Source organism: Cellulomonas composti, assembly GCF_007990245.1.
In the GTDB taxonomy this organism is placed as follows: domain Bacteria; phylum Actinomycetota; class Actinomycetes; order Actinomycetales; family Cellulomonadaceae; genus Cellulomonas; species Cellulomonas composti.
In genome coordinates this window covers 41,950-65,990 of the sequence record NZ_BJWG01000012.1, presented here as the reverse complement: position 1 = coordinate 65,990, position 24,041 = coordinate 41,950, and the positions used below count along the sequence as shown (strand labels likewise).

Below are 24,041 nucleotides of genomic sequence, written 5' to 3'. Positions count from 1 at the left end.
ACGGCGTCGGTGCAGGGATGGGTGCAGATCCTGGCGGGTGCACCGGGCGAGTCCTGCATCCATCTCTGCACCGACGGCACCAGGACCATGCCCCGGCTCTCCCCGCCGCCGGCGCCGGCCCGGCGACCCCGCGGTGGGCCCGGCGAGCTCGGTGACGCCCGCGGGCCTGCCTCGACGGTGTCGATGCAGGGATGGGTGCAGATCCCGGCGGGTGCACCCGGCGAACCCTGCACCCATCCCTGCACCGACGGCACCAGGACCACGCCCCGGCTCTCCCCGCCGCCGGCGCCGGCCCGGCGACCCCGCCGTGGGCCCGGCGAGCTCGGTGACGCCCGCGGGCCCGCCTCGAGGGCGTCGGTGCAGGGATGGGTGCGGATCTTGGCGGGTGTACCCGGCGGAGCCTGCATTGATCGCTGCCGTCATGGGTGGGCGGGGCGGTGGGTGTGCGGGGGGTGGGGGGCTGGGGTGTGGGGGCGCCGGTAACCTTGCGGGGTGAGCCTCCGACTGTTCGACACCGCGACCCGCACGGTGCGCGACTTCGTCCCCCTGGTCCCGGGTGAGGTCGGCATCTACCTGTGCGGTCCGACGGTCCAGGCGCCGCCGCACATCGGCCACCTGCGCTCGGGCGTCGCGTTCGACGTGCTGGTGCGCTGGCTGGGCCGCACGGGGCATCGCGTCACGCTCGTGCGCAACGTGACGGACATCGACGACAAGATCCTGGCCAAGGCCGCGGACGCCGGTGAGCAGTGGTGGGCGTGGGCGCTCGCGAACGAGCGGGCGTTCACGGCCGCGTACGACGCGCTGGGCGTGCTGCCGCCGACGTACGAGCCGCGCGCGACGGGGCACGTCCCGGCGATGGTGGACCTCATGCGTGCGCTCGTCGAGAGCGGGCACGCGTACTCGACGGGGGAGGGCGACGTCTGGTTCGACGTGCGCTCGTACCCGGAGTACGGCGCGCTCACCAACCAGCGCGTGGACGACATGGTTCCCGCGCCCGACGAGGGCTCGAAGCGGGACCCACGCGACTTCGCCCTCTGGAAGGGCAGCAAGCCGGGCGAGCCAGCGACGGCATCCTGGGACACGCCGTACGGGCGGGGCCGGCCGGGCTGGCACCTGGAGTGCTCGGCGATGGCGCAGCGCTACCTCGGCGACGAGTTCGACATCCACGGCGGCGGCCTCGACCTGCGGTTCCCGCACCACGAGAACGAGCAGGCGCAGTCGCGCGCGGCGGGTCTGGGCTTCGCCCGGTACTGGCTGCACAACGGCTGGGTCACGCAGGGCGGCGCCAAGATGAGCAAGTCGCTCGGCAACGGGCTGCTCGTCGACGTCGTGCTGGCGGGCGTGCGGCCGGTCGTGCTGCGGTACGCGATGACGGCGGTGCAGTACCGCTCGATGCTCGAGTGGACCGACGACACGCTGCGCGAGGCCGAGGCCACCTGGGACCGGCTCGCGGGGTTCGTCGGGCGCACGGCCGAGCAGGTGGGGCACGCGTCCGACGAGGAGGTGGCGGCCGCCGAGCTGCCCGCCGACTTCGTCGCCGCGATGGACGACGACCTCAACGTGCCCGCCGCGCTCGCGGTGGTGCACGAGGTGCTGCGTGCGGGCAACACCGCGTTCGCGGCACGGGACGACGACGAGGCCCGCGCGGCGATGGTCGCGCTGCGCGCGATGCTCGACGTGCTGGGCCTGGACCCGGCGGGACCGCAGTGGCGGGCCGACGCGGGCGACGAGCGCTACGTGCGGGCGCTCGAAGCGCTCGTCGGGGCCGAGCTCGAGGCGCGCGCGCAGGCGCGGGCCGCACGTGACTTCACCACCTCGGACGCGATCCGGGACCGCCTCGCGGCGGCCGGCGTCGTCGTCGAGGACTCGCCGCAGGGTGCCCGCTGGGCGCTCGCGGCCCGATCGGAGGACTGATGGCCGGCAATTCCCAGCGCCGCGGGGCGACCCGCAACTCGGGCACCAAGAAGGCCGCCACCGCCGGCACCGGTGGCAAGGGGCGCAAGTCGCTCGAGGGCAAGGGCCCGACGCCCAAGGCCGAGGACCGCGTCTACCACGAGGCGCACAAGCGCAAGGTCGCCGCCGAGCGCCGTGCGGCGACGGGTCGGTCCGGGCGCCCGGCGTCGGGTGCGTCGCGTTCGGCGGCCGGCGGTCGCGGTGGCCGCACGTCGTCGACGCACGAGATCGTGAGCGGCCGCAACTCGGTGCTCGAGGCGCTGCGCGCGGGGATCCCCGTGAGCACGGTGTACCTCGCGTCGCGGCTCGAGGCCGACGACCGCACGCGCGAGATCGTCGCGATCGCCGCCGACGCGCGCTACCCGCTGCTCGAGGTCTCCCGCACGGAGCTCGACCGGCTCACCGACGGCTCGGTCCACCAGGGCGTCGCGATCCAGGTGCCGCCGTACGAGTACGCCGAGCTCGACGACCTGCTCGACGCCGCGGAGCGGCTCGGCCAGGCGCCGCTCGTCGTCGCGCTCGACGGCGTCACGGACCCGCGCAACCTGGGTGCCGTGCTGCGCTCGGCGGGGGCGTTCGGTGCGCACGGCGTGCTGGTGCCCGAGCGGCGTGCCGCGGGCGTGACCGGCGCGGCCTGGAAGGTCTCGGCCGGCGCCGCCGCACGCGTCCCGGTCGCGCGGGTCACCAACCTCACGCGCACGCTGCAGGAGTACAAGCAGGCGGGCATCTTCGTCGTGGGCCTGGACGGTGGCGGGGACACCCCGCTGGCCGAACTGCCGTACGCGACCGACCCGCTCGTGCTCGTCGTCGGCTCCGAGGGCAAGGGCCTGTCGCGGCTCGTGCGCGAGCAGTGCGACGCGATCGCGAGCATCCCGATCGCCTCGGCGATCGAGTCGCTGAACGCCGGTGTCGCCGCGGGCATCGCGCTCTACGAGGTCGCGCGGCAGCGGTCGTCCTGATGCACGCGATCCCGACCGCGGTCCTGGCACCCGTCGCCGGGTTGGCCGTCGCGATGGGCGACGTGCCGGACCCGGTGTTCGCGCAGGCCCTGGTCGGACCCGGCATGGCGATCGACCCCCCGCGCGCCGCGGGGGTCCGCGTCGTCGCGCCCGTCACGGGCACGATCGTCAAGCTGCACCCGCACGCGTTCGTGCTGCAGTCCGACGAGGGCCGCACGGTGCTCGTGCACCTCGGCATCGACACGGTGCGGCTGCGCGGCGAGGGCTTCGAGCTGTTCGTGGCCGAGGGTGATCACGTCGAGGCGGGTCAGCACGTCGTGACGTGGGATCCCGCGGCGGTCGCGGCGGGCGGCCGCTCGCCCGTGTGCCCGGTCGTCGCGCTCGAGGCGCTGCCCGAGGCGATCGCGCTGCTCGTGGAACCGGGTGACCCGGTCACGGCCGGCGAGCCGTTCCTGCGGTGGGGCTGACGTGACGCGCTCGTCCGACGCCGAGGTGGCCTCGAGCCAGGTGCTGCTCGAGATCGCGGTGCAGGACGTGGCCGGCGCACGTGCCGCGGTCGCGGCGGGTGCGGACCGGCTCGAGCTGTGCGTCGCGCTGGCCGCGACGGGCGGGCTCACCCCGAGCGTCGGGCTGCTCGCGGCGGTCGTCGCGGCCGTGCCGGGAGTCGGAGTGCACGTCCTGGTCCGGCCCCGGCCCGGCGGGTTCGTGTACGACGAGACCGACCTCGACGTCCAGGTGCGCGACGTGCGCGCCGCGGTGGCGGCCGGCGCCGCGGGCGTGGTGGTCGGCGCGCTGGGCGCGGACGGGGCCGTGGACCGGCGGGCCGTGGAGCGGCTCGTCGCCGCCGCCGCGGGCCGCGAGGTGACGTTCCATCGCGCGCTGGACGTGGTGGGCGACCTGCCGGGAGCCGTCGACGACCTCGTCGGGCTCGGCGTGGCGCGCGTGCTCACCTCGGGCGGCGCCGCGCGCGCGGCGGACGGGAACGACCGGCTGCGCACGACGATCGAGCGCGCCGACGGCCGGCTCCAGGTGATGGCCGGCGGCGGCGTGCGCGTCGGCGACGTCGCGGCGCTCGTCGGGCTCGGTGCGGACGCGGTCCACCTGTCGGCGTCGCGGCACGTCGCGGAGCCGGGCGGACCGGGCGGCGGCGCGGACGCGGGCTACACGACGACGGACGCCGCGGTGGTCGCGGCAGCGGCCGAAGCTCTGCGCGACGCGCGCCGGACCGTGCTGGTCACGACTCGTCCGGGCTCGCGATCTCGTCCGTGATGCGGGGGATCGGCACGGTGTCGCGCAGGTCGCCGGGCTGCAGGCCGAGGATCGCCTCCTCGTCGGGCCGGTTCGGCAGGATGTGCTTGACGTAGCTCTTCGCCGCCTCCTTCATCGGCACGTCCCGGTTCTGCTGCTCGGACATGAACCAGCGGTGGTCGAGAAGCTCGTGGAAGATCTGGGCGGGTTCGAGCTTGCCGCGCAGCTCGCGCGGGACCCGGCGGACCGCGGGCTCGAACACCTCGGTGAGCCAGTCGTGCGCGACGAACGACTCGTCCTCGGCCTGCCGGTCGGTGGCCGCGCGGTACTCGTCGAGGTCGTTGAGCAGGCGGCGGGCCTGGTTCTCCTCGACGTCCAGGCCGGTGAGGCGCATGAGGCGCCGCGAGTGGTGCCCGGACTCGACGACCTTCGGCTGGATGCGCACGCTCGTGCCGTCGAGGTCGCTCGTGATGTCGAGCTCGCCGACGTCGAAGCCGAGGTCGTTGAGCCGGTCGATGCGGGCCTTGACGCGCCAGCGGTCGCCGAAGCCGAACGACTCGACCTCGGTGAGCGCGCGCCACAGGTCGGCGTACCGCTCCGCCAGCGCGTCGCCGATCGCGACCGCGTCGACGTCCTCCTCCAGGAACTGCCCGGCCTGCAGGTCCATCAGCTCGCCGATGATGTTGACGCGTGCGACCTCGAGGTCGTAGCCCCGCTGCCCCACGCTCAGGCGTTCGTGCAGGTCACCGGTCTCGGCGTCGACGAGATAGGCGGCGAAGGTCTCGGCGTCGCGCCGGAAGAGCGTGTTGGACAGCGACACGTCTCCCCAGTAGAAGCCGACCAGGTGCAGTCGCACGAGCAGGACGGCGAGCGCGTCGATGAGGCGCGTGGCGGTGTCCGGGCGCAGCGACTGGCTGAAGAGCGAGCGGTAGGGCAGCGAGAACTGCAGGTGCTGCGTGATGAGGACGGCCTCGAGCGGCTCGCCCTCGGGGGAGCGGCGGCCCGTGATGACGCCGACCGGCTCGACCGACGGGACGTCGAGCCGACGAAGCTGACGCAGCAGCTCGTACTCGCGGTACGCGACGGTCTCGCCGATCTCCTTGATCGCGATGACGCGTCCCGACAGGCGCGCGAACCGCACGATGTGCCGCGAGATGCCGCGGGGCAGCGCCGCGAGCATCTCCGCGGGCCAGTGCTCGAGCGGGATGTGCCACGGCAGGTCCAGGAGTGCCGGGTCGGGCGAGGCCGCCGTGATCTGGAGCTGTTGGCGGGCTGGGCTCATGCCCCCGATCCTCTCAGGTCGTCACGCGTTCGCGCGGGCCGGCCCACAGGCCCGCAAACAGACGAGCGTGCGACCCGGTCGAACCAGGTCGCACGCTCGTCGGAGCAGGTGGGGTCAGCCGATGCGCTCGCCCGAACCCGCGTGGAACAGGTGCAGCTCGCCGGCGCGGATGCGCACCCAGATCGTCTCGCCCTTGCCGGGCACCTGACGGGGGTCGACACGCACGATGATCTGCGCGTCGCCCGCGCCCGAGTGGACGGCGTCGGCGTGGCCGAACTCGTTGGTGAGCGAGCCGTACACGAACGCGTCCGAGCCGAGCTCCTCGACGATGTTCACGATCACCGGGATCGCCTCGGGGGTCGTCGCCTCGACGACGTCGAGCGACTCGGGGCGGAACCCGACGGTGATGTGGTTCTTGTCGTCGGGCTCGAGCGTGCCGAGCACGTCGCGGGCCATCGGCACGCGAGCGCGACCGAGGTTCGCGTAGCCGTCGAGCACCGGGAAGGTGCCGATGTTCATGGCGGGCGAGCCGATGAAGCCGGCGACGAACACGTTGGCGGGGGTGTCGTACATGTCCCGCGGCGTGCCGACCTGCTGCAGGATGCCGTCCTTGAGGACCGCGATGCGGTCGCCCATGGTCAGGGCCTCGGTCTGGTCGTGCGTGACGTAGACCGTGGTGACGCCGAGGCGGCGCTGCAGCGACGCGATCTGCGTACGCGTCTGGACGCGGAGCTTGGCGTCGAGGTTCGACAGCGGCTCGTCCATGAGGAACACCTGGGGCTGACGCACGATCGCGCGGCCCATCGCGACACGCTGACGCTGGCCACCCGAGAGGGCCTTCGGCTTGCGGTCGAGGTACTGCGACAGGTCGAGGATCTGGGCGGCCTCCTCGACGCGCTGGCGGATCTCCGACTTCGGCGTGCCGGCGATCTTGAGCGCGAAGCCCATGTTGTCGGCGACCGTCATGTGCGGGTACAGCGCGTAGTTCTGGAAGACCATCGCGATGTCGCGGTCCTTGGGCTGGACGTCCGTGACGTCGCGGTCCCCGATGAGGATGCGACCGGCGTTGACGTCCTCGAGGCCCGCGAGCATGCGCAGGGAGGTCGACTTGCCGCAGCCGGAGGGTCCGACGAGGACGAGGAACTCGCCGTCCTCGATGTGGAGGTTGAGCGCGTCCACCGCGGGACGCTCCGTGCCCGGGTACACCCGGGTCGCGTGGTCGAACGTGACCGTAGCCATGGTTGCTACCGATCCCTTCACCGGCAGGTACGTGCCGGACGATCCGTTGTGAAAGGTGATGTGTCAGCGATGACACGTGAGGCGCCGAGGAAGACCCTCGTCGGCCCCGGCCCATGATGCCATACGTCCGACAGGACCCGGTGGGCCCTCAGTCCGATCCCACCAGGACGGTCTCGCCCGACGGCCCGCCGAGCACCAGACGCCCGCCCCAGGACGTCGCGCCGTAGTACGACCCGATCTGGACGACGTCGCCCTCGGGCCGGTCGATGTCCTTGAGCGCGGTGCGCCACAGTTCGTGACCGTCGGCGAGGTCCAGCGCGATCACCGCCTCGGAGGAGATCGCGAGCACCTGGTCGCCGTCGGTGGCGAGCGACGTGGCGGAGGTGTCCGGCACCGTCCAGAGTGCGTCGCCGGTGCGGGCGTCGCGCGCGGTCACGGTGCCCGACGCGTCGATCACGGTGCCGTCGAGCACGAGCGGGACGTTCTGCGACCTGCCCGTCCACAGCACCCGGCCGTCGCGCAGGTCGCGGGCCTCCAGCCCGCTGATCCCGTCCGCCGCGGACAGGAGCGCCACGTCGGGCACCGAGCCGTCGTCGAAGGCGATCGTCGCGGGGTACGAGTCGGTCTCGACGGTGGCACCACCGGGGAGCAGCAGCGCACCGGGTCCCGGCTGGTCGCCGGACGACATCCGCAGGATCGCGCCCGAGCCCACCGGCATCGCCCAGCCGTCGTCGTCGAAGGTCTCGTGGTGCGTGACCGTGCCCGCGGCGTCGAGCACCCAGAGCTCGTCGGGCGTGCCGACGAGCAGGCTGTCGCCGGTGGCGAACGCCGTGACGTAGTCCGAGTCGTCCGAGTCGCGTCCCGACGAACGCGCCGGCAGCTCCCGGCGCCAGAGCGTCGCGCCGGTCACGAGGTCCGCCAGCGTCACGGTCGGCCCGGTCCCGTCCGACGCCTCGTCGGCGCGCAGCAGGCCGCCCGGCGCAGGGGTCCAGCTCGTCGCCGTGTCGCCGTCGAGCTGTCGCACGACCGTGCCGTCGCGCGAGTCCACGACCGCCGTGCTGTCGGTGACGGACTCCCAGATGTCGCCGTCCTGGTGCACGTGCGACCGGGAGCACAGGACGTGGCGGTCGTCGAGCGCGTCGGCGCAGCCGAGCCACGACTGGGCACCCGGCTCGGTCTCGCCGGGGAGCTGCTGGCGCCACAGGACGACGCCCGTGCCAGGATCGCGCCCCACGAGCTCGGGTACCGCGACGGCCGGGCCGTCGTCGGAGCGCACGGAGAAGGCGTCGTCCTGCACCGAGACGGCGACGCCCGCGATCGGACCGGTGCCGACGAGCATCTCGGTCGCCTCGGTGCGCCACAGCTCGCGCAGCTCCGGGCCCAGCGGGTAGAGCAGCCCGGGGGTCTCGGCGACCCGTGCGCGACGCTCACGCTCCTGCCGGTCGAGCACACCCTGCCCGACGACGAGCGCGAGGATCACGGCGGCCGCCACACCGCCGGCCACGAGCGCGCGGCCGCGACCGCGTCGTCGCGCACCGGACTCGGCGCCGTCGTCGCCCCCGGACCCGTCGGCCCCGGCCCGGGCGACCGTGGCACCGTCGACCTCGATGTCGAGCTCGACCTCCTCGAGCTGCACCGTCTGCCGCTGCCCGTCGGCGCGCATCAGGGGCGACCGACGATCGCGGGGACGTCGTCCGTGGTGGGCAGCACGAGCCGGCCGCCCCAGCCGCCCCCGGCGACGTAACCGCCCGAGAACGGCACGACCATGCTCGTCGAGGACGCGATCTCGGCCGGCAGCGGCGCCCGCCACCGCTGCTCGCCGCCGACGAGGTCGAGCGCGACGACGTCCTGGTCGGAGTGCACGAGCACGACGTCGCCGTCGGTGCCGACGACCGCGGCGGACTCGACCTCGGTGCTCCAGCGGACCTCGCCGGAGCGCACGTCACGCGCGCTGACCTCGTCGCCCGCCTGGGTGACGAGCAGCCCGCCGATCAGGGCGGACATGGTCTGCGCATGCTCGTCGCCCCAGAGCCGACGACCCGTGGTCGCGTCGCGAGCCACGACCCCGTACGTCTCGTCGTCGGACCCGTCGTCGGACCCGTCGTCGGACCGGCGCCGCGCGGACCCGGGCGCGGGAAGGTCGTCGACCTCCTCGACGACGACCTCCTCGAGGTGCACCGTGCCCAGCCGCCCGTCGTGACGCATGCGCACACCGTAGGCCCGCGACCGCGGAAGGTCAGGCCGGTCCGACGAGGACGCTGCTGCCGCCCATGCGGCCGACGTCCCCGAGCTGGAGCAACCCACCCCAGGCCGCGCCGCCGAGCGTCACTCCGGTCACCGCGGGGGCGTCGCCGCGCAGGGCGATGGCGGGGACCGCCGTCCGCCACAGCGTGGTGCCGTCGACGGGATCCAGCGCGAGCACGTTCGCAGCGGTCACCGCGACGACGTGGTCGCCGTCGGTCGACAGCCGTGGGTACACGTCGGTGTCGACGCTCCAGCGCTCCTCGCCGGTGCGGGCGTCGCGCGCCGTCACCCTGGTCGACGACGCGCTCACGAAGAGCCCGTCGAGCACCATCGCGGAGGTGATGACGTCGGGGCTGGTCCACAGCTCGTTGCCGGTCGCGAGGTCGCGCGCGACGGCACCGCCCGTGCCGCCGGAGTCGGTCAGCAGCAGCACCTCGGGCGCCGACCCGTCGTCGACGACGATCGTCGCGGGGTACTCGTCGGCGTCGCGGACCGTCCCGTCCGGGAGCAGCAGCAGACCGGACGCGTCCTTGTCCCCACGCCGCTCGGCGAACGCCCACATCACGACGCCGGAGCGCACCGGCACGGCCCACCCGGGCGCGGACGGCGTGAGCTGACGCACGACGGTGCCGGTCGCGTCGAGCAGCCACAGCTTGCTGTAGGTGGAGGCCAGGACCAGGTCGCCGACGGCCTGGGTGGAGACCCAGCCCGAGGTCGCGTCGGCTCCTGAGCCGGGGCCGGACTCGAGCGACCGGCGCCAGCGGGTGTCGCCCGTGGCGACGTCGACGAGCACGACCGACGGTGCGGCTCGCGACGAACGCTGGGTGGTGAGCAGCAGCCCGGCGGGCGAGGTGGTCCAGGATCGACCGCTGCCGGCCCCGAAGGTGCGCACGACGGTCCCGTCCCGCGCATCGATCACGCGCACGCCGTCGGGGTCCCAGCGCTCGCCGGTCGACTCCTCGCACACCACGTGCACCGCGTCGAGGGTGTCGGCGCAGGAGATCCACGGTGCCTGCGTCCCGCTCACGGCCGGGTACGGCCGGCGCCAGAGCACCGCGCCGGTCGCGGGGTCGTGGCCCACGACCACGTGCTGGACGACACCGGTCTCGCCCACCACGAGGTAGGGGTTGTCGCCCTGCACGGTGACGGCCACGCCGCCGATCGGTCCCTCACCCACGAGCCACTCGTCGGACGTGGTGCGCCACCGCTCGCCGAGCCTCGGACCGAGTGGTTGCAGCGTCCCGGGCAGTGCCGCGATGGCGGAGCGGCGGGCCTGTTCGCGCCGGTCCAGCACGGACTGCCCGACGACGAGCGCGAGCACCGCGGCCACCGCGACGAACGCGGCCACCCACCGTGCGCGGCGGCGCCACCGGGGGCTCTCGACGGGGCCGTCGAGGGCGTGAGCATCAGGGGCCGGATCGGCGTCGCGGGCGGTGCGCTCGCGGTCGTTCGCGGGCAGCGGCTCGTCCAGGGCGATGATCTGCAGGCCGCCGTTGCCGCGCACACCTTCACGGTACGACGCGTGCGGGCGCGCCGGGAGGCTAACGGGGGGTGAGGGTGGTCAGCGCGTGGACCAGCGACGCCGGGTCGGGGACGCGGTAGCGCGCGCTCGTCGGGCCCGGTCCGACCTTGATCGTCAGGTCGTCGGGGCCCAGCGCGTCGAACGCGTGCTCGTCGGTCACGTCGTCACCCGCGCAGACCACCACGCGGCTGCCGAGCTCGTCGCGCAGTGCGCGCAGCGCCTCACCCTTGCTCGCGTGCAGCACGGAGATCTCGACGACGTCCTTGCCGTGCAGCACGTTGGTGCCCAGGCGTGCGCCGAGGTCGAGCGCGGCGGTCTCGGCGGCGGACGCGTCGGGGCGTTCGGCGAGCCGCGTGTGCACGACGACCGCGGTCGGCTTGGTCTCGACCCACACGCCGTCGCGGCCGCGGGCGATCGCGAGCGCCTGCGCGCCGAGCTCCGCGAGACGGTCCGCCTGCGCGTCGGTGAGCCGGACGACGTCGCGGTCGAGCCCGTGCCGCGTGACCCGGGCGCGTTCGGCGCCGTGCGAGCCGATCAGGTACGTGCCCTCGGGCACCTCGGCGAGCTGGTGCAGGTCGTGCAGCGCGCGCCCCGAGACGAGCGCGAGCGCGACCCCGTCGGCGGCGGCGAGCGCGCGCAGCGTGACCACGCCCGCGGGCAGGATGCGTGACTGCGACGGATCGTCCTGCAGCGGCGCGAGGGTGCCGTCGAAGTCGAGCGCGACGAGCAGCGGGCGTGCGCGGTCGTCCTGCGCGAGCGCGACGAGCGCGGCCTCCAAGGGCTCGGCTCCGAGGGGCTCGGCTGCGAGGGGGTCGGCGCCGAAGTGATCAGCCATGGTCGCTCCGGTGCGGGACGGCCTGCAGCGCCGCGAGGAACTCGCGCGACCAGGCGGCGACGTCGTGACCCAGGACCCGGCGGCGCAGCCGGCGCATGCGCTTGCGCGCCTCGCGGTCGTCCATGTGCACCGCGTACGTGATCGCGTCCTTCATGCCGTCGATGTCGTGCGGGTTCACCAGGACCGCGCCGTGCAGCTCGTCGGCCGCGCCGGTGAACTCCGAGAGCACGAGTGCGCCGCGGTCGTCGGACCGGGCCGCGACGTACTCCTTGGCGACGAGGTTCATGCCGTCACGCAGCGCGGTGACGAGCATGACGTCGGCCGCCAGGTAGAGCGCGGCCATCTCCTCCATGGGGAACGACTGGTGCAGGTACTGCACGGGTGCATGACCGACCTGGCCGTGGTCGCCGTTGATGCGCCCGACGAGCTGCTCGACCTCGTCGCGCAGCTGCACGTACGCGTCGACGTTCTCCCGGCTCGGGCTCGCGACCTGCACGAGCGTGGTCTCCTGCGCCGACAGCCGCCCCTCGGCGAGCAGCTCGCCGTACGCCTTGATGCGGTGCCGGATGCCCTTGGTGTAGTCGAGCCGGTCGACGCCCAGCAGCAGCGTCCTCGGGTCGCCGAGCTCGCGCCGGATGTCGTGCGCGCGCTGCTGGACGGCATCCGTGCGGGCCAGCTCGTCGAACGCGCCCGAGTCGATCGAGATGGGGAACGGGGCCGCGCGCACGTGCCGCTCGACCTTGCCGTGCCGTGTGATCGTCACGACCTGGCCGCGCGTGGTCAGGTCCGTGAGGCGGCGGACCACACGCACGAAGTTCGCCGCGTCACCCGCGCGCTGGAACCCGACGAGGTCCGCGCCGAGTAGCCCCTCGACGACCTGACGCCGCCACGGGAGCTGCGTGAAGATCTCGAGCGGCGGGAACGGGATGTGGTGGAAGTAGCCGATCCGCACGTCGGGCCGCAGCTCGCGCACCAGCCGGGGGACGAGCTGGAGCTGGTAGTCGTGCACCCAGACGGTCCCGCCGTGCGCGACCTGCGCGGCCGCCGCCTCGGCGAACCGGAGGTTGACCCGCTGGTAGGCCTCCCACCAAGCGCGGTGGAACGCCGGCGCGGAGATCACGTCGTGGTAGAGCGGCCACAGGGTGTCGTTCGAGAAGCCCTCGTAGAACGACTCCACGTCGTCGGCGCACAGCGGCACCGGCACGAGCAGGGTGCCGTCGACCTCGAACGGATCCAGGTCGAGGTCGGGCGAACCGCCCCACCCCACCCATGCTCCCTGGGCGCCCGACATCACGGGCGCCATGGCCGTGACGAGCCCGCCCGGCGAACGACTCCAGGTGACCTCCCCGTCGTCGCCGGTGGAGACGTCCACCGGCAGGCGGTTCGCGACGACCACGAGGTCGTAGCCGGTTCGAGGCACGGCGGAGGGCAAGTCGACTCCAGAGGAAGGGTGCCCCCGACCCTAGCCCGTGGGTTCTCGGCCCGCGCCACGAGCCGTGAACGAGCCGCGTCGGGCCGCGGTGGGCGCTACGGTCGGGTCGCATGGAGCGCATCGGTCTGGAACCGGGCGCGCAGATCGGCGGGTACACCGTGGTCGCGCCGCTCGGGTCCGGGGGCATGGGGACCGTCTACCGCGCCGTCGACGACGGCGGTACCGCGGTCGCGCTCAAGCTGCTGCACCCGCAGGTCGGCGCCGACGCGGCCGCACGCGAACGCCTGCGCCGCGAGGTCGTCGCGCTGCAGCGGCTGCGGCACCCTGCCGTGGCGTCGGTGCTCGACGCGGAGGCCGACTCGACCGAGGCGTTCATCGTCACCGAGCTCGTCCACGGCGACACGCTCGCCGAGCACGTGCGCGACCGCGGCGAGCTCGCCCCCGCCGACCTGGCCGAGCTCGCCGCGGGCCTCGCCGACGCGCTCGAGGCCGTGCACGCCGCGGGCGTCGTGCACCGCGACCTCAAGCCCTCGAACGTGCTGGTCACCGACGACGGCCCCGTGCTCATCGACTTCGGGATCGCGCAGGCCGCCGACGACGAGGCGGTCACGTCCACCGGGTTCGTCGTCGGGACGCCCGGCTACCTGGCGCCCGAGCTGCTCGACGGCGCTGACCCGACCGCGGCGACCGACATGTGGGGGTGGGCCGCGCTCGTCGCGTTCGCCGCGACCGGCCGTGCGCCGTTCGGCACGCGTCCGCTCGAGGCCGTGCTCGCGCGGGCCCGGTCCGGCGAACCCGATCTCGCGGGCCTCGGGCCGCTCACCGCGGGCGCCCTGCGCCGCGCGCTCGACCCCGACCCTGCCACGCGGCTCGCACCCGCCGACCTCGTCGCCGCGTTGCGGGTCGCGGCGCTCGACGGCGACCCGCTCGACGGCGACGACTCCGACGACGCCTCCGACGATGCGCCCGACGAGGTGGACGACGATGCCGCGCCCGCGGAGACCGTCGCGATCGCCGCGGGCGGCGCCGCGACCACGGTCGCCGCGGTCTCGGCGCACGACGGCCGGACCGCGGTCATGCCCGTCGACGGACCCGACGAGACCGAGCTGCTTCCCGAGCCCGTTCCCGGCGAACCCGACGAGGCCGACGGGCCCGACGAGACGGCGGTGCTGCCCGCCGACGACCTCGACGCCGAGCTCACCGCTCTCGTCGCCGAGCCGCTGGGCGAGCCGGACGGCGACCTCGACGTCGACCTCGACGACCTCGACGACGAGACGGGCGTCGAGTGGATCGAGGAGGACCTCGACGCCTCCGAGCTCACGGACGAGGGATCGGGATACCAGCGCCCGCCGGCCCGCCGCCGGTGGGGCTCCATGCTCGCGCTCGCGGGTGTGGTCGGGGTCGCCGGCGCGCTCGCGCCGCTGGTGACGCTGATCGTCGTCGGGGTGGTGATCGTGGCCGTGCGCACGTTCGGGACGGCGGTCGAGGCGATGCATGGCCGGCGCGAACGGTCCGGGGTCCGGCCGAGCGACGTGTGGCGGACCGTCGTCGCGTCGCCGTGGTACTTCGTGCGCGCCGTCGTCGCGCAGGTGCCCTCGCTCGTCGTGAGCGCGTGCGTGATGCTCGTCGTCGGTGGCGCGATCGTGTGGCTGGTCGACAACGAGACGTGGACGATCGGCGAGCTCGAGAGCGGCGATCCCATCCAGGGGACGACCGCCGCGGTCGTCGTGGGAGCGCTCGTGCTGCTGGGCGTGTGCGTGGTGTGGTGGGGCCCGCTGTCGGGCATGACCCGCACGGGCGCCCGTCGCGTGCTCGCGATCGTGGCGCCGGGCCGCACGGGTGCGCTCGTGCTGGTGTGCGTGTGCCTGGCGGCGATGTTCGTGATCGTCGCGGTGATCGCGAACGGCGCGCCGATCGTCTGGGCGCCTGTGTCGACACCGACCGTGCCGTAGGCCGTAGGCCGTAGGCCGTAGGTCGTAGGCGCCGCCTGCCGAACCCCCAGGTCCGACCCGTACGCTGTGCACAGCCGACCACCGATCGAGGAGAGCCGTCGTGCCCACGAACGACCCGCGTCCCACCAAGTCGCAGCGCCGCGAGGACGCCCGCATCCAGGCCAAGCTCATGCGCGAGCAGGCCGAGAAGCGCGCGAGGCGCAACCGCATCATCGCCGTCAGTGTCATCGTCGTGGCAGTCCTGGGCGTGGTTGCTGCGGTCTTCTTCACCATGAAGGGGCAGGCCGACCGCGAGGCCGCGAACAGCTCGGTCGCGTACGGCGGCGGTGCCGACGACGTCGTGCCGCCCGCGCTGGCCGACGTCACCGCGCCGTCCACGGCCAACGACTCCGGCGGCATCCCCGTGAGCAACGACGGCACCGGCGTGGCCGGCGACGGCGACGTCGTCGTCACCATCTACTTCGACCCGATGTGCCCCTACTGCGGTCAGTTCGACCAGGCCAACTCGGCCGACCTCGACGCGCTCGTGCAGGAGGACGGCGTCACGATCGACTACCGCCCGCTGTCGTTCCTCGACGGCAACTCGAAGGGCACGCACTACTCGACCCGTGCCGGCAACGCGCTCGCGGTCGTCGCGGACCAGGACGGCGAGCACTTCACCGCGTTCCTCACCGCGCTGTACGCGAACCAGCCCGCCGAGGGCAGCGAGGGCCTGACCGACGACGAGATCGCGGACCTCGCCGTGGGCGTGGGCGTCCCGCAGGACGTCGCCGACCAGTTCCTCTCCGTGGTGGACGGCACGTTCACGACGAGCGGGTCCGACGAGGAGAAGACCGGCACCTGGCGCACCTTCGCACCGTGGATCATGGCCGCGACGAGCCAGGCAGACACCGACCTCGGCGGGATCTCGACGCCGACGGTCCTCATCGACGGCCAGGACTGGCCGGCCGACGGCGAGGACAAGTCGCAGCTCTACGTCGCCGGCCCCCTCAAGGAGGCCGTCGAGGCTGCCCTGGCCGCCCAGGGCTGACCTGATCGACGAACGCCCCGGACCGCACCTGCGGGACCGGGGCGTTCGTCGTTCCAGGGAGCCCCCTGTCGGATTCGAACCGACGACCTGCTGTTTACAAGACAGCTGCTCTGGCCGACTGAGCTAAGGAGGCGTGCGGCGGTCAGCCTACCGATCATCGACCGCGTGGCGGAGTCGTCGTCACGTGGCCGGGCCGGTCCCCTCCAGGAGGCGCAGCGCCGCGCTCACGCGGGGGTTGCGTGCCGGATCGACGTCGATGCCGAGCGTCGAGTAGACGGCGTTCACGTGGTTCTGCACCGACTTCTCGGTGATGCCCAGCCGCTGGCCGATGCCGGCGTTCGACAGGCCGCTGGCCAGCAGGCGCAGCACCTCGTACTGCCGGGCGGTGAGGCGGGCCACGTCGGAACCCGCCCGCGGCGTCACCCGGTCGAGCAGCGCGGGGTCGAGGACGGTCTCGCCCGCCGCAGCGGCGCGCACGGCCGTGAGCAGCGTCTCCTCGCTCGTCGACGAGTTCTTCGACAGGTAGCCCCAGCCGGCGGCGACGTCGAGCGGCAGGTCGAGCAGGAGGTCCATCGCGTCGTGCGCCGAGAGCAGCAGGATGCCGAGATCCGGCTGTCGTCGGCGCAGGCTCACGCCGAGGGCGATGCCGTTGCCGTCCGGCAGGTCGATGTCGAGCAGAGCGACGTCCGCGACGCCCGGCTGCAGTGCCCGGGCGGCCTCGGTGACGGTGCCGACCGACGCGACGACGACCAGGCCGGTGCTCTCGTCGAGCATGCGCTCGAGCATCGACCGAAAGAGCGGCTGGTCCTCGACGACCGCCACGCGCAGAGGGTCGGGCAGTGGGGTGCTCATCATGGCCAGTATCGTCGGGCGCGGCGGATGGCGCGTACCGACGTGGCGCGTGTCGTGCAGGCACGCCGCCGTGGGCGTGCCGTCGGGCGCCCGCCCGTCGGCAGCATGCTCGTCGGGACTGACGCTGTGAACTGCGCCGGAGGAGGGACGTGACCGAGGCCGCGAACGACCGCGAGCTGCGGCCGGGCGACGCAGCGAGAGATCGGCGCGTGCTGACCCGGGCCACGGCGATCGTTGCGCTCGGGTATGCGCTCGGCGCCTCGACGCAGGCCGCCTACATCTACGCGCGGTTCGTGCCGGAGTGGGACACGGTGGACCTGTGGCGTCGGATCGCGGCCAACTTCGCGGGCGTGCTGCTGCTCGTGCTGGCCCTGGCCGTGCTGCGCGTGCACCTGGCGCGGCGCGCGGTCGCCGTCGTCGGCGGGATCGTCGCGGCAGCGCTCGCGTGCACCGTGGCGCGCTATCTCGCGCAGGTCGCGCTGGGGATCTACGCCGCGTCGGATCCGAGCTCGCGCGACTCCGAGCTCATCAGCGGATTCGTCGTCGGCGTGATCTCGACCGCGATCGGCTGGTGGGCCCTGACCTCGCGCCGCCGCACGCGGGTCGCGCTGCGCCGGGCCGAGCGAGAGGCGGTGCACGTCGAGATCGCGGCACGGGCGATCGAGGCCGAGGAGATCCGCGTCCGGCGCGAGGTCGCCGAGGGCCTGCACGGCACGCTGCAGAGCCGGATCGTGCTGCTGGAGGCGAGGATCACCGACCTGATCGCGCGCGGCGAGAGGTCCGGGTGGGAGGGCGCCGGGCTCGACTCGCTGCGCGAGATCCGCGCCGAGCTCGACGAGGTCCGCGAGATCGACGTCCGGCACATGAGCCGACTGCTCTACCCTGACCGGCTCGAGCACGGCGTCGTGCCCGCCGTGCGCGCGCTGCTGGGCCGCGTGCCGGCGTCGATCGCGACGCGGTTCGACGTCGACCCCGCGGTCCGCGAACGTGACGACCCGGAGCGCGGCACGATCGACGTCGCGACGCGACTGCTCGCGGTACGGGTCGTCGAGGAGGGCGTCACCAACGGGCTCAAGAACGGTCCGGCGTCGACCGTCACCGTGGCGCTGCGGCTCGACGGCGAGATTCTCGTCGTGCTCGTCGAGAACGACGGCCCGCTGTACGACGCGGCCACCGCCGGAGCGCTCTCCGGGACGGCGCGGCTGCGCGACCGGGTCGAGCTCGTCGGGGGGACCCTCACGCTCGGGCCCGGCGACGGGGTCGGTGCGCGACTTCAGGCGCGGATCCCGCTGCTGCGGCCCGTGGATCCGGCGGTCGACGACGAATTGTGACTCGCGTCACCCGTTTGCTGTGTCGTCGCAGGTGGGAGGCAGTGGGTCCATTTCTTGGCGAATCTCCGAAATGCGCGTTCCTGGACGGGGTGAAAAAAACGGGCGATTCGGATCGAGGGGGGGCCTGCACCCAAGGGGCCCAGCCTATGCACAGGGAAATTGCTTATGTTCGAACCGCGGCCCGCTTCTTCGGGCCCGGTGCCGCCGGTCGACCGGCGGACGCGACCCCGACACAAGGAGCCCACCATGACCACCAACGTCACGGTCGAGACCGACCGCAAGGACGAGCGCAAGCGTAAGCGCGGCGCGATCGTCAAGTTCTCCCTCGCCGGCGCTGCCCTGCTGGGCATCGCCGCCGCCGCCACCTCCGCCAACTGGTCCGACGACGCGTGGTTCACGGCCGACGCGACCGCCGCCGACGGCATCGAGCTCCAGGGCAGCGTCGATGGCGGCACCACGTGGGAGCTCGCTGACACCGCTCCCGGCATCACCTTCTCGCCCACCGAGCTGGTGAACATGGTCCCGGACAGCACGTACACGTTCGAGGTCCAGCTCTGGAACGACTCGGACGTCCCGCTCGACGTCGTCGCCGCGACCGTCGTCGGCGGGGGGATCCTCGCCGACGTCCAGGACGTCACGGTCTCCGCCGACGACCCCGGCGTGATCGCCGCCGGCGACGACTCGACGGTCGTCGAGGTCACCGTCGTCACCCCCGTCGACTGGGACGAGGTGAACATCGGCGGCACCGGGACGGTCACGCTGCAGTTCACCGGCACGACCCTCTCGAACCCCTGACCAGCCGCACTCCCTCCTGAGGTGACAGACACCCCGTGCGAGTACTGAAGTTCGTCGGCAACACCGTCCTGTGGCTCGTCGCCGCGGTCGGTGTGCTGAGCGTGCTCGCATGGGGTGCCACCCAGCTCGGCTACATCAAGCCGCTGGTCGTCATCTCGGGCTCGATGGAGCCGGGGATCATGACGGGCGACCTGCTGATCGACGTCCGCGCGGACACGGCGGACGTCGAGGTCGGCGAGGTCTCGTCGATCTACAGCGACATGACGGGCAACCTCGTCTCGCACCGCGTCGTGGGGATCGAGCCGGCCGGTGACGGCCGCTGGGCGATCCGCATGAAGGGCGACGCGAACGACAGCGAGGACGGCGGCGAGTACATCGTCGGCGACCACGTCTGGCAGCCCGCGCTGCAGGTCTCGGGCGGCGGCTACGCGGTCGTCTGGCTCACCCGTCCGTCCGTGGCCGTCCCGCTCGGCTTCACGCTCCTGTGCCTGCTGGCTCTCTCGCTCCTGCCGCCGGCCCCGCCGCGCACGGCACGGCGCGAGTCACGGCGGCAGGGCAGGCACGCGCTCGAGGCGGCGCCCGTCGAGGCGGGTGCGGCTCCGTGACGCGCACGCGTGGCGGCAGGTTCGCGGCGCTCGCCCTCGCGTTCGCGGCCCTGCTCGGCCTCGCGTCGGTGGTCGGGGCGACCCGCGCCCAGGCGCTCCCGCTCTCGATCCCGCTCGAGGTGACGTTCCGGGACATGATGCCCGGCGAGTCGGCGAGCCACACCTGGCAGGTCACCGTCCCGGAGCGGGCCGTGGTCTCCGAGGCCCGGCTCGAGGAGTCGGGCCCGGGCGAGGCCACCTGGACCACCGAGCTCTGCCCGGGCGCGGGTGCGTGCCTCGACCTCGGCACCTTGAAGGTCGGGACGCCGCTGCCGGCAGGGTCGTACGACCTGCGGGTCGGCGTCACCGTCCACGAGCTCGACCCGGGCCAGACGCAGTCCATCGAGGGCCGGTACACGCTGGTCGGCGCACCCGGCGACGACGGGCTGGCGAGCACGGGTCTGGGCGCGGGACCGCTGGCGGCCGCAGCCCTCGCGTTCGCGCTGCTCGGCCTGCTCCTGCTGGTCGTCGGCCGTCGTCGTCGGACCGAGCACGACGAGGAACCCGCATGAGCGCCCGCCGGAAGCCGGCTCACCCGCACGACCCCGACTGCCCGACCTCGACCGGAGGATCTCCGATGACGACCCCCGACTCACGCCGCGACCTGCGCGCGCGACCCGCGCGTCGACGCGGCACCGTCCTCAAGCTCGTGCTCGCCTCCGGCGCGCTGCTGGGCATCGGCGCGGCCGCGACGTCGGCGGCCTGGACCAACTCGGCGTTCTTCACGAGCACGGCGAGCTCGGGGAGCGTCGATCTCAAGGCGTGCTCGAGCGCCAACCCGGCCGCGACCACGCCGACGTGGACCTGCGCGGCGGCCGACACCTCCGGCACCGCGCACGCGATCCTGTCCAGCAGCGCATTCGCGCTGATGGTGCCGGGCAACACGTACACGACGACCGTGCGGATCCAGAACGACGGCAACGTGCCGCTGTCGGTGACCAGCACCATCACCGCGCTCGCCCAGCCCCTCACGGGCACCGCCCCCAACGCGACGCTCGGCGTCTCGCCGGCCGGCCCGATCACGCTCGCCGCGGGTGCGAGCCAGAACCTCACGGTCACCGTCACCACACCGGCCAACTGGGACGTGAGCCACGCGAACCAGACCAGCTCCGCCGCGTTGCAGGTCGCAGCCGTCGGGAGCACGGTGCCGTGACCCGATCCCGTCGGCTGCTCACCGCGATCGTCGCGCTTGCGGCGGCGGTGCTCGTCGTCGCGCCCGCGGCACTGCGTGCGGACGAGACGAGCGCGGCGTGGACGAACTCGGCGTACGCGGTGAGCGGTGCGAGCAGCGGGAGCTGGTCGTCGGGCCCGACCTCGTCGTGCGTCGTGCTCACCGCCGCCGGGGTCGAGAAGCCGGGCGCGACGTGCACCGTGACGGGCGTGACGGGGCAGGACTGGGGCGACGGGGCCGTCCGGCCACACCGGCGGAGCCACGTGACCGTGAGCTACACCCTGACCGGCTACGTGTGGACCGACTACGTCCGGTTCACGGGGTCGCTCGCGCCGGCCGTCGCGGCCGACTGGCTGTGGTCCACGACCGCGGTCACCAACGAGTCCGGCGCGGTCTCGGTCGACGCGACGGCCCGACCGGTCGTCACGTTGCGCTCGGAGTCGTGGGCGACTGCGTCGATGATGGTCGTCGTCGACGAGGACGGCTGACCGAGGCGACGTTCGGTCGCGTCGTCAGTCGGCGGACGTCGGGACCAGCTCGACGGGAGTCGGCTCGGGTCGCTTCGGCATGCGCAGGTCGCCCGACGAGCGACCGTGCAGCCGCCGCGTCGCCCACGGGTACACGTGGTCGCGCAGCCACTGCGCGTCGCCGCGCCAGCGCTCGATCCGCGGCGCGGGGGGCAGCGGTGCGAGCGGGTCGTCCCAGTTCTCCTGGTCGGGCTGCAGGCCCAGCCCGACGAGCGCCGCCTGCGCGACGCGCGTGTGGCCGTCGGTGGTCAGGTGGATGCGGTCCTCGGACCACATCCGCCAGTCGCCGAGCGAGCGCACGCCCCAGACGTCGACGACGGACGCCCCGTGACGCCGCGCCATCGACCAGATGTGGTTGTTGTAGACCGCGATGCGGGCGCGCGTGGCGCGCACGAGCGGGCTTCCGGCGGTGTCGTAGCCCGTCGAGAGCAGCACGTCGATGCCGGCCGTGCGCAGCCGTACGAGCGCGGCCTCGAGGTTGCGGGCCAGTCGGTCCACGTCGGCGGTCGGGCGCAGGATGTCGTTCCCGCCGCCGGCCAGGCTGACCAGGTCGGGTTGCATCGCGAGCGCGGCCGGGACCTGCTCGGCGAGGATCGGGCGCAGCCGCCGCCCGCGGATCGCGAGGTTCGCGTACTCCAGTGGCGTCCCACCGGCGGCGACCCGCCGGGCGGACAGGTGCGCGGCGAGCTGGTCCGCCCAACCACGCTGGGGTGCCGTCGGGTCGTGCAGCCCGTCGGGCGAGTCCCACAGCCCTTCGGTGAAGGAGTCGCCGATCGCGACGTAGCGGGTCCAGGGCACAGAGTTCGAGCGTTCGGTCACCCGAGCATTCTGGCCGACGAGCGCCGTGCCTTCCGGTCGACGAGCGCAACGCGTTCCGGCCGACGAGCGTCGCGTCCGGCCGATGCCGTCACAGCCGCCAGTCGACGGGTTCGGCGCCCTGCTGCTCGAGCAGCGCGTTGACGCGCGAGAAGGGCCGCGAGCCGAAGAACCCCCGGCTCGCGGACAGCGGGCTGGGATGCACCGACTCGACGACCGGCACCGCGCCGAGCGCCGGCTTGAGGGACTGCGCGTCGCGCCCCCATAGCACCGCGACCAGCGGGCCGCCGCGCTCGACGAGCGCCTCGATCGCGCGCGCCGTGACGACCTCCCAGCCCTTGCCGCGGTGCGACGCCGGCGCACCCGGGCGCACGGTGAGGACCCTGTTGAGCAGCATGACCCCCTGGTCCGCCCACGGCGTCAGGTCGCCGTTCGTCGGGACCGGGACGCCCACGTCCGCGACGAGCTCGCGGAAGATGTTGTCGAGCGAGCGCGGCAGCGGGCGCACGTCGGGCTGCACCGAGAACGACAGGCCCATCGCGTGCCCGGGCGTCGGGTACGGGTCCTGCCCGACGACGAGCACGCGGACCTCCGCGAGCGGGCGCCGGAAGGCGCGCAGGACCGCATCACCGGCCGGGAGGTAGCCGCGGCCGGCTGCGAGCTCGTCGCGCAGGAACCGGCCGGTGGCGTGCACCTGCTCCTCGACGGGGGCCAGGGCGCGGGCCCAGTCCGGGGCGACGAGGTCGACGAGCGGGGCGGCGGTCACGGGAGCCGAGACTAGCGACGGAACGGAATGACACGGGTGTCATTCCGGGCCTACGATGACTGCCGTCGGCCACCGGTCGGCACGCCCGCAGCAGGACCCCGCCGTTGGACCAGGAGGACGCATGGACGCCGCCACGATGTCGCTGGCACCGCAGCCCGGCGCCCCGGTCGACGGTCTGACCGAGCGGGACGCGGCGATCCTCGCGTTCGAGCGGCAGTGGTGGAAGTACGCCGGCGCCAAGGAGCAGGCGATCCGCGAGCTGTTCGACCTGTCGGCCACGCGCTACTACCAGGTGGTCAACGCGCTCATCGACGAGCCCGCGGCCCTCGCGCACGACCCGATGCTCGTCAAGCGCCTGCGCCGGATGCGCACGTCGCGCCAACGTGCGCGCACGGCTCGTCGCCTCGGCGTGGACGCCTGATCTGCCCCAGGACGGGCGCGCCGCGCGCCGCGCTGGCGTGGATCGCGGGTTGCGCCAGATAGCCTTCGTGCCGTGAGCAAGGCCGACTACCCCTACCCCGACGACGAGTTCGACGCCGCCGCCGACCCGAGCGCACCCCGTGGCGTGCACCGGTCGCCGCGTTCCGCATGGAGCCGTTGGTGGCCGTTCCTCGCCGTGCTCGTCCTCGCGCCGTTGCTGGCGTACTCGCTCGTGACGTACATGTCGCGGGACACCGGGTCGTCGGGCGACGACGACGTCACGACGTCGAGCGCGACGCCTACTCCTGGCTCGAGCGCCACGGCCGCCCCGACGGACGGTGCCACCGAGCCGACGGGTGAGGCCACCCAGGCGGAGTCGCCGACGCCCACGGCCGAGCCGACGATCGCCCCGGTCATGTCGACGCCGGTCGCGGTGCTCAACGGCGCCGGCATCCAGGGGCTGGCCGGCCAGGGTGCCGAGAAGCTCACGGACGCGGGCTTCACGTCCGTGACGAGCGACAACTTCTCCGGCACGAAGCCCGCGTCGTCGACCGTCTACTACGCGTCCGACGACCTGCGCAGCACGGCCGACCTCGTCGCCGCAACGCTCGGCCTGACCACCGTGACGCTCGACGCCGGCCAGGCCGGTGACGGCATCACGGTCGTCCTCGTGTCCGCCCTGCCCTGATCGTCGGACCTGGTCGTCGGCAGGATCCGTCGCGCATCGCCCCTGGTGGCGGTGGTGCGCAGGCCGTTAGGCTCGCCCCACCTCGCCACCTCGTGCGGGGATCCCGATCGAGGAGCGACGGCATGGCTCAGGGCACGGTGAAGTGGTTCAACGCGGAGAAGGGCTACGGGTTCATCACGCCGGACAACGGCGGCGCGGACCTGTTCGTGCACTTCAGCGCCATCCAGACGGACGGCTACCGCTCCCTCGAGGAGGGCCAGCAGGTCGAGTTCGAGGTCGGTCAGGGTCAGAAGGGCCCGCAGGCCGAGCAGGTACGTCCGGCCTGATCCCGGGCC

General features: G+C 73.6%; 25 protein-coding genes and 1 tRNA gene. 15 read left to right on the top strand and 11 right to left on the bottom strand.

Annotated features, from left to right (window positions below):
* The first annotated feature begins 492 nt into the window (after positions 1-492).
* Genes cysS through CCO02nite_RS12670 form a run of 4 tightly spaced genes read left to right on the top strand, consistent with a single transcriptional unit; the run spans position 493 to position 4,181 of the window.
* Positions 493-1,914, top strand: coding sequence for a cysteine--tRNA ligase (gene cysS, locus CCO02nite_RS12685; RefSeq protein ID WP_146843526.1), 1,422 nt, complete (start codon positions 493-495; stop codon positions 1,912-1,914).
* Positions 1,914-2,912 carry a 23S rRNA (guanosine(2251)-2'-O)-methyltransferase RlmB gene (gene rlmB / locus CCO02nite_RS12680; RefSeq protein ID WP_146843525.1) on the top strand — a complete coding sequence of 333 codons (999 nt, stop codon included), beginning with the start codon at positions 1,914-1,916 and terminating at the stop codon, positions 2,910-2,912. The genes cysS and rlmB overlap by 1 nt, the downstream gene beginning before the upstream one ends.
* The gene (locus tag CCO02nite_RS12675) at positions 2,912-3,379 is read left to right on the top strand and encodes a PTS sugar transporter subunit IIA (RefSeq protein ID WP_146843524.1); all 468 of its coding nucleotides are present in this window, start codon (positions 2,912-2,914) and stop codon (positions 3,377-3,379) included. Before rlmB ends, CCO02nite_RS12675 begins: the two co-directional genes overlap by 1 nt.
* Before the next feature lies 1 nt (position 3,380).
* Complete coding sequence (locus CCO02nite_RS12670) at positions 3,381-4,181, top strand: copper homeostasis protein CutC (protein WP_246117535.1); 801 nt, start codon at positions 3,381-3,383, stop codon at positions 4,179-4,181.
* Here CCO02nite_RS12670 and CCO02nite_RS12665 read toward each other — a convergent pair.
* The 7 genes from CCO02nite_RS12665 to CCO02nite_RS12635 form a co-directional block, all read right to left on the bottom strand.
* Positions 4,147-5,442, bottom strand: a complete 1,296-nt coding sequence (locus tag CCO02nite_RS12665) for a DUF4032 domain-containing protein (protein WP_146843523.1) — start codon at positions 5,440-5,442, stop codon at positions 4,147-4,149. The genes CCO02nite_RS12670 and CCO02nite_RS12665 overlap by 35 nt on opposite strands.
* Positions 5,443-5,556: 114 nt before the next feature.
* Positions 5,557-6,681 carry an ABC transporter ATP-binding protein gene (locus CCO02nite_RS12660; RefSeq protein ID WP_146843522.1) on the bottom strand — a complete coding sequence of 375 codons (1,125 nt, stop codon included), beginning with the start codon at positions 6,679-6,681 and terminating at the stop codon, positions 5,557-5,559.
* Positions 6,682-6,829: 148 nt separating this feature from the next.
* The gene (locus CCO02nite_RS12655; RefSeq protein ID WP_146843521.1) at positions 6,830-8,344 is read right to left on the bottom strand and encodes an outer membrane protein assembly factor BamB family protein; all 1,515 of its coding nucleotides are present in this window, start codon (positions 8,342-8,344) and stop codon (positions 6,830-6,832) included.
* Complete coding sequence (locus CCO02nite_RS12650) at positions 8,344-8,886, bottom strand: outer membrane protein assembly factor BamB family protein (RefSeq protein WP_146843520.1); 543 nt, start codon at positions 8,884-8,886, stop codon at positions 8,344-8,346. The genes CCO02nite_RS12655 and CCO02nite_RS12650 overlap by 1 nt, the downstream gene beginning before the upstream one ends.
* Before the next feature lie 31 nt (positions 8,887-8,917).
* A complete protein-coding gene (locus tag CCO02nite_RS12645) occupies positions 8,918-10,429 on the bottom strand; it encodes an outer membrane protein assembly factor BamB family protein (protein WP_146843519.1) in 1,512 nt (503 codons plus the stop codon).
* A 37-nt stretch (positions 10,430-10,466) separates the two neighbouring features.
* The gene (gene otsB, locus CCO02nite_RS12640) at positions 10,467-11,282 is read right to left on the bottom strand and encodes a trehalose-phosphatase (protein WP_146843518.1); all 816 of its coding nucleotides are present in this window, start codon (positions 11,280-11,282) and stop codon (positions 10,467-10,469) included.
* Entirely contained in the window at positions 11,275-12,702 is a 1,428-nt protein-coding gene (locus tag CCO02nite_RS12635; protein WP_186812693.1) for an alpha,alpha-trehalose-phosphate synthase (UDP-forming), read from the bottom strand. The genes otsB and CCO02nite_RS12635 overlap by 8 nt, the downstream gene beginning before the upstream one ends.
* A 122-nt stretch (positions 12,703-12,824) precedes the next feature.
* Between CCO02nite_RS12635 and CCO02nite_RS12630 the strand changes: the two genes are divergently transcribed.
* Positions 12,825-14,666, top strand: a complete 1,842-nt coding sequence (locus tag CCO02nite_RS12630) for a serine/threonine-protein kinase (protein WP_146843516.1) — start codon at positions 12,825-12,827, stop codon at positions 14,664-14,666.
* A gap of 100 nt (positions 14,667-14,766) precedes the next feature.
* Complete coding sequence (locus CCO02nite_RS12625; protein WP_146843515.1) at positions 14,767-15,696, top strand: DsbA family protein; 930 nt, start codon at positions 14,767-14,769, stop codon at positions 15,694-15,696.
* A 59-nt stretch (positions 15,697-15,755) separates the two neighbouring features.
* Here CCO02nite_RS12625 and CCO02nite_RS12620 read toward each other — a convergent pair.
* Together CCO02nite_RS12620 and CCO02nite_RS12615 are read right to left on the bottom strand one after the other, a co-directional pair.
* Positions 15,756-15,829, bottom strand: a tRNA-Thr gene (locus tag CCO02nite_RS12620).
* A 47-nt stretch (positions 15,830-15,876) separates the two neighbouring features.
* Positions 15,877-16,551, bottom strand: coding sequence for a response regulator (locus tag CCO02nite_RS12615; protein WP_146843514.1), 675 nt, complete (start codon positions 16,549-16,551; stop codon positions 15,877-15,879).
* A gap of 146 nt (positions 16,552-16,697) precedes the next feature.
* Between CCO02nite_RS12615 and CCO02nite_RS12610 the strand changes: the two genes are divergently transcribed.
* The 6 genes from CCO02nite_RS12610 to CCO02nite_RS12585 all read left to right on the top strand — a co-directional run bounded on the left by CCO02nite_RS12610 (position 16,698) and on the right by CCO02nite_RS12585 (position 20,977).
* Positions 16,698-17,879 (top strand): sensor histidine kinase, encoded by a 1,182-nt coding sequence (locus CCO02nite_RS12610; RefSeq protein WP_146843513.1) that lies wholly within the window; start codon positions 16,698-16,700, stop codon positions 17,877-17,879.
* A gap of 246 nt (positions 17,880-18,125) precedes the next feature.
* Positions 18,126-18,674 carry a hypothetical protein gene (locus tag CCO02nite_RS12605; protein ID WP_146843512.1) on the top strand — a complete coding sequence of 183 codons (549 nt, stop codon included), beginning with the start codon at positions 18,126-18,128 and terminating at the stop codon, positions 18,672-18,674.
* A gap of 35 nt (positions 18,675-18,709) precedes the next feature.
* Positions 18,710-19,279: a signal peptidase I gene (locus CCO02nite_RS12600; RefSeq protein ID WP_146843511.1), complete on the top strand. Its 570-nt coding sequence runs from the start codon at positions 18,710-18,712 to the stop codon at positions 19,277-19,279.
* Positions 19,276-19,830 (top strand): hypothetical protein, encoded by a 555-nt coding sequence (locus tag CCO02nite_RS12595; RefSeq protein ID WP_146843510.1) that lies wholly within the window; start codon positions 19,276-19,278, stop codon positions 19,828-19,830. Before CCO02nite_RS12600 ends, CCO02nite_RS12595 begins: the two co-directional genes overlap by 4 nt.
* A 65-nt stretch (positions 19,831-19,895) precedes the next feature.
* Positions 19,896-20,471 (top strand): COG1361 family protein, encoded by a 576-nt coding sequence (locus CCO02nite_RS12590; protein ID WP_146843509.1) that lies wholly within the window; start codon positions 19,896-19,898, stop codon positions 20,469-20,471.
* Complete coding sequence (locus CCO02nite_RS12585; RefSeq protein ID WP_146843508.1) at positions 20,468-20,977, top strand: hypothetical protein; 510 nt, start codon at positions 20,468-20,470, stop codon at positions 20,975-20,977. The genes CCO02nite_RS12590 and CCO02nite_RS12585 overlap by 4 nt, the downstream gene beginning before the upstream one ends.
* Before the next feature lie 24 nt (positions 20,978-21,001).
* Here the strand turns inward: CCO02nite_RS12585 and CCO02nite_RS12580 are convergent, their stop codons facing one another.
* Positions 21,002-21,835, bottom strand: coding sequence for an SGNH/GDSL hydrolase family protein (locus CCO02nite_RS12580; protein WP_146843507.1), 834 nt, complete (start codon positions 21,833-21,835; stop codon positions 21,002-21,004).
* An 88-nt stretch (positions 21,836-21,923) separates the two neighbouring features.
* On the bottom strand, positions 21,924-22,598 hold the full coding sequence (locus tag CCO02nite_RS12575; protein ID WP_146843506.1) for a uracil-DNA glycosylase: 675 nt from the start codon (positions 22,596-22,598) through the stop codon (positions 21,924-21,926).
* Positions 22,599-22,719: 121 nt separating this feature from the next.
* Between CCO02nite_RS12575 and CCO02nite_RS12570 the strand changes: the two genes are divergently transcribed.
* The 3 genes from CCO02nite_RS12570 to cspE all read left to right on the top strand — a co-directional run bounded on the left by CCO02nite_RS12570 (position 22,720) and on the right by cspE (position 24,032).
* Positions 22,720-23,019 (top strand): DUF3263 domain-containing protein, encoded by a 300-nt coding sequence (locus CCO02nite_RS12570; protein ID WP_146843505.1) that lies wholly within the window; start codon positions 22,720-22,722, stop codon positions 23,017-23,019.
* 72 nt (positions 23,020-23,091) lie between these two features.
* Positions 23,092-23,706 carry a LytR C-terminal domain-containing protein gene (locus CCO02nite_RS12565; protein ID WP_146843504.1) on the top strand — a complete coding sequence of 205 codons (615 nt, stop codon included), beginning with the start codon at positions 23,092-23,094 and terminating at the stop codon, positions 23,704-23,706.
* A gap of 122 nt (positions 23,707-23,828) precedes the next feature.
* Complete coding sequence (gene cspE, locus CCO02nite_RS12560) at positions 23,829-24,032, top strand: transcription antiterminator/RNA stability regulator CspE (RefSeq protein WP_146843503.1); 204 nt, start codon at positions 23,829-23,831, stop codon at positions 24,030-24,032.
* The last annotated feature ends 9 nt before the right edge of the window (positions 24,033-24,041 follow it).

Coding starts and splice junctions, on each gene's coding strand:
- CCO02nite_RS12660 (WP_146843522.1), bottom strand. CDS start 6,681: ATGGCTACGGTCACGTTCGACCACGCGACCCGGGTGTACCCGGGCACG.
- CCO02nite_RS12630 (WP_146843516.1), top strand. CDS start 12,825: ATGGAGCGCATCGGTCTGGAACCGGGCGCGCAGATCGGCGGGTACACC.
- cspE (WP_146843503.1), top strand. CDS start 23,829: ATGGCTCAGGGCACGGTGAAGTGGTTCAACGCGGAGAAGGGCTACGGG.
- CCO02nite_RS12655 (WP_146843521.1), bottom strand. CDS start 8,344: ATGCGCGCCGACGGGCAGCGGCAGACGGTGCAGCTCGAGGAGGTCGAG.
- rlmB (WP_146843525.1), top strand. CDS start 1,914: ATGGCCGGCAATTCCCAGCGCCGCGGGGCGACCCGCAACTCGGGCACC.
- CCO02nite_RS12615 (WP_146843514.1), bottom strand. CDS start 16,551: ATGATGAGCACCCCACTGCCCGACCCTCTGCGCGTGGCGGTCGTCGAG.
- CCO02nite_RS12590 (WP_146843509.1), top strand. CDS start 19,896: ATGACGACCCCCGACTCACGCCGCGACCTGCGCGCGCGACCCGCGCGT.
- CCO02nite_RS12665 (WP_146843523.1), bottom strand. CDS start 5,442: ATGAGCCCAGCCCGCCAACAGCTCCAGATCACGGCGGCCTCGCCCGAC.
- CCO02nite_RS12605 (WP_146843512.1), top strand. CDS start 18,126: ATGACCACCAACGTCACGGTCGAGACCGACCGCAAGGACGAGCGCAAG.
- CCO02nite_RS12570 (WP_146843505.1), top strand. CDS start 22,720: ATGGACGCCGCCACGATGTCGCTGGCACCGCAGCCCGGCGCCCCGGTC.
- CCO02nite_RS12675 (WP_146843524.1), top strand. CDS start 2,912: ATGCACGCGATCCCGACCGCGGTCCTGGCACCCGTCGCCGGGTTGGCC.
- otsB (WP_146843518.1), bottom strand. CDS start 11,282: ATGGCTGATCACTTCGGCGCCGACCCCCTCGCAGCCGAGCCCCTCGGA.
- CCO02nite_RS12650 (WP_146843520.1), bottom strand. CDS start 8,886: ATGCGTCACGACGGGCGGCTGGGCACGGTGCACCTCGAGGAGGTCGTC.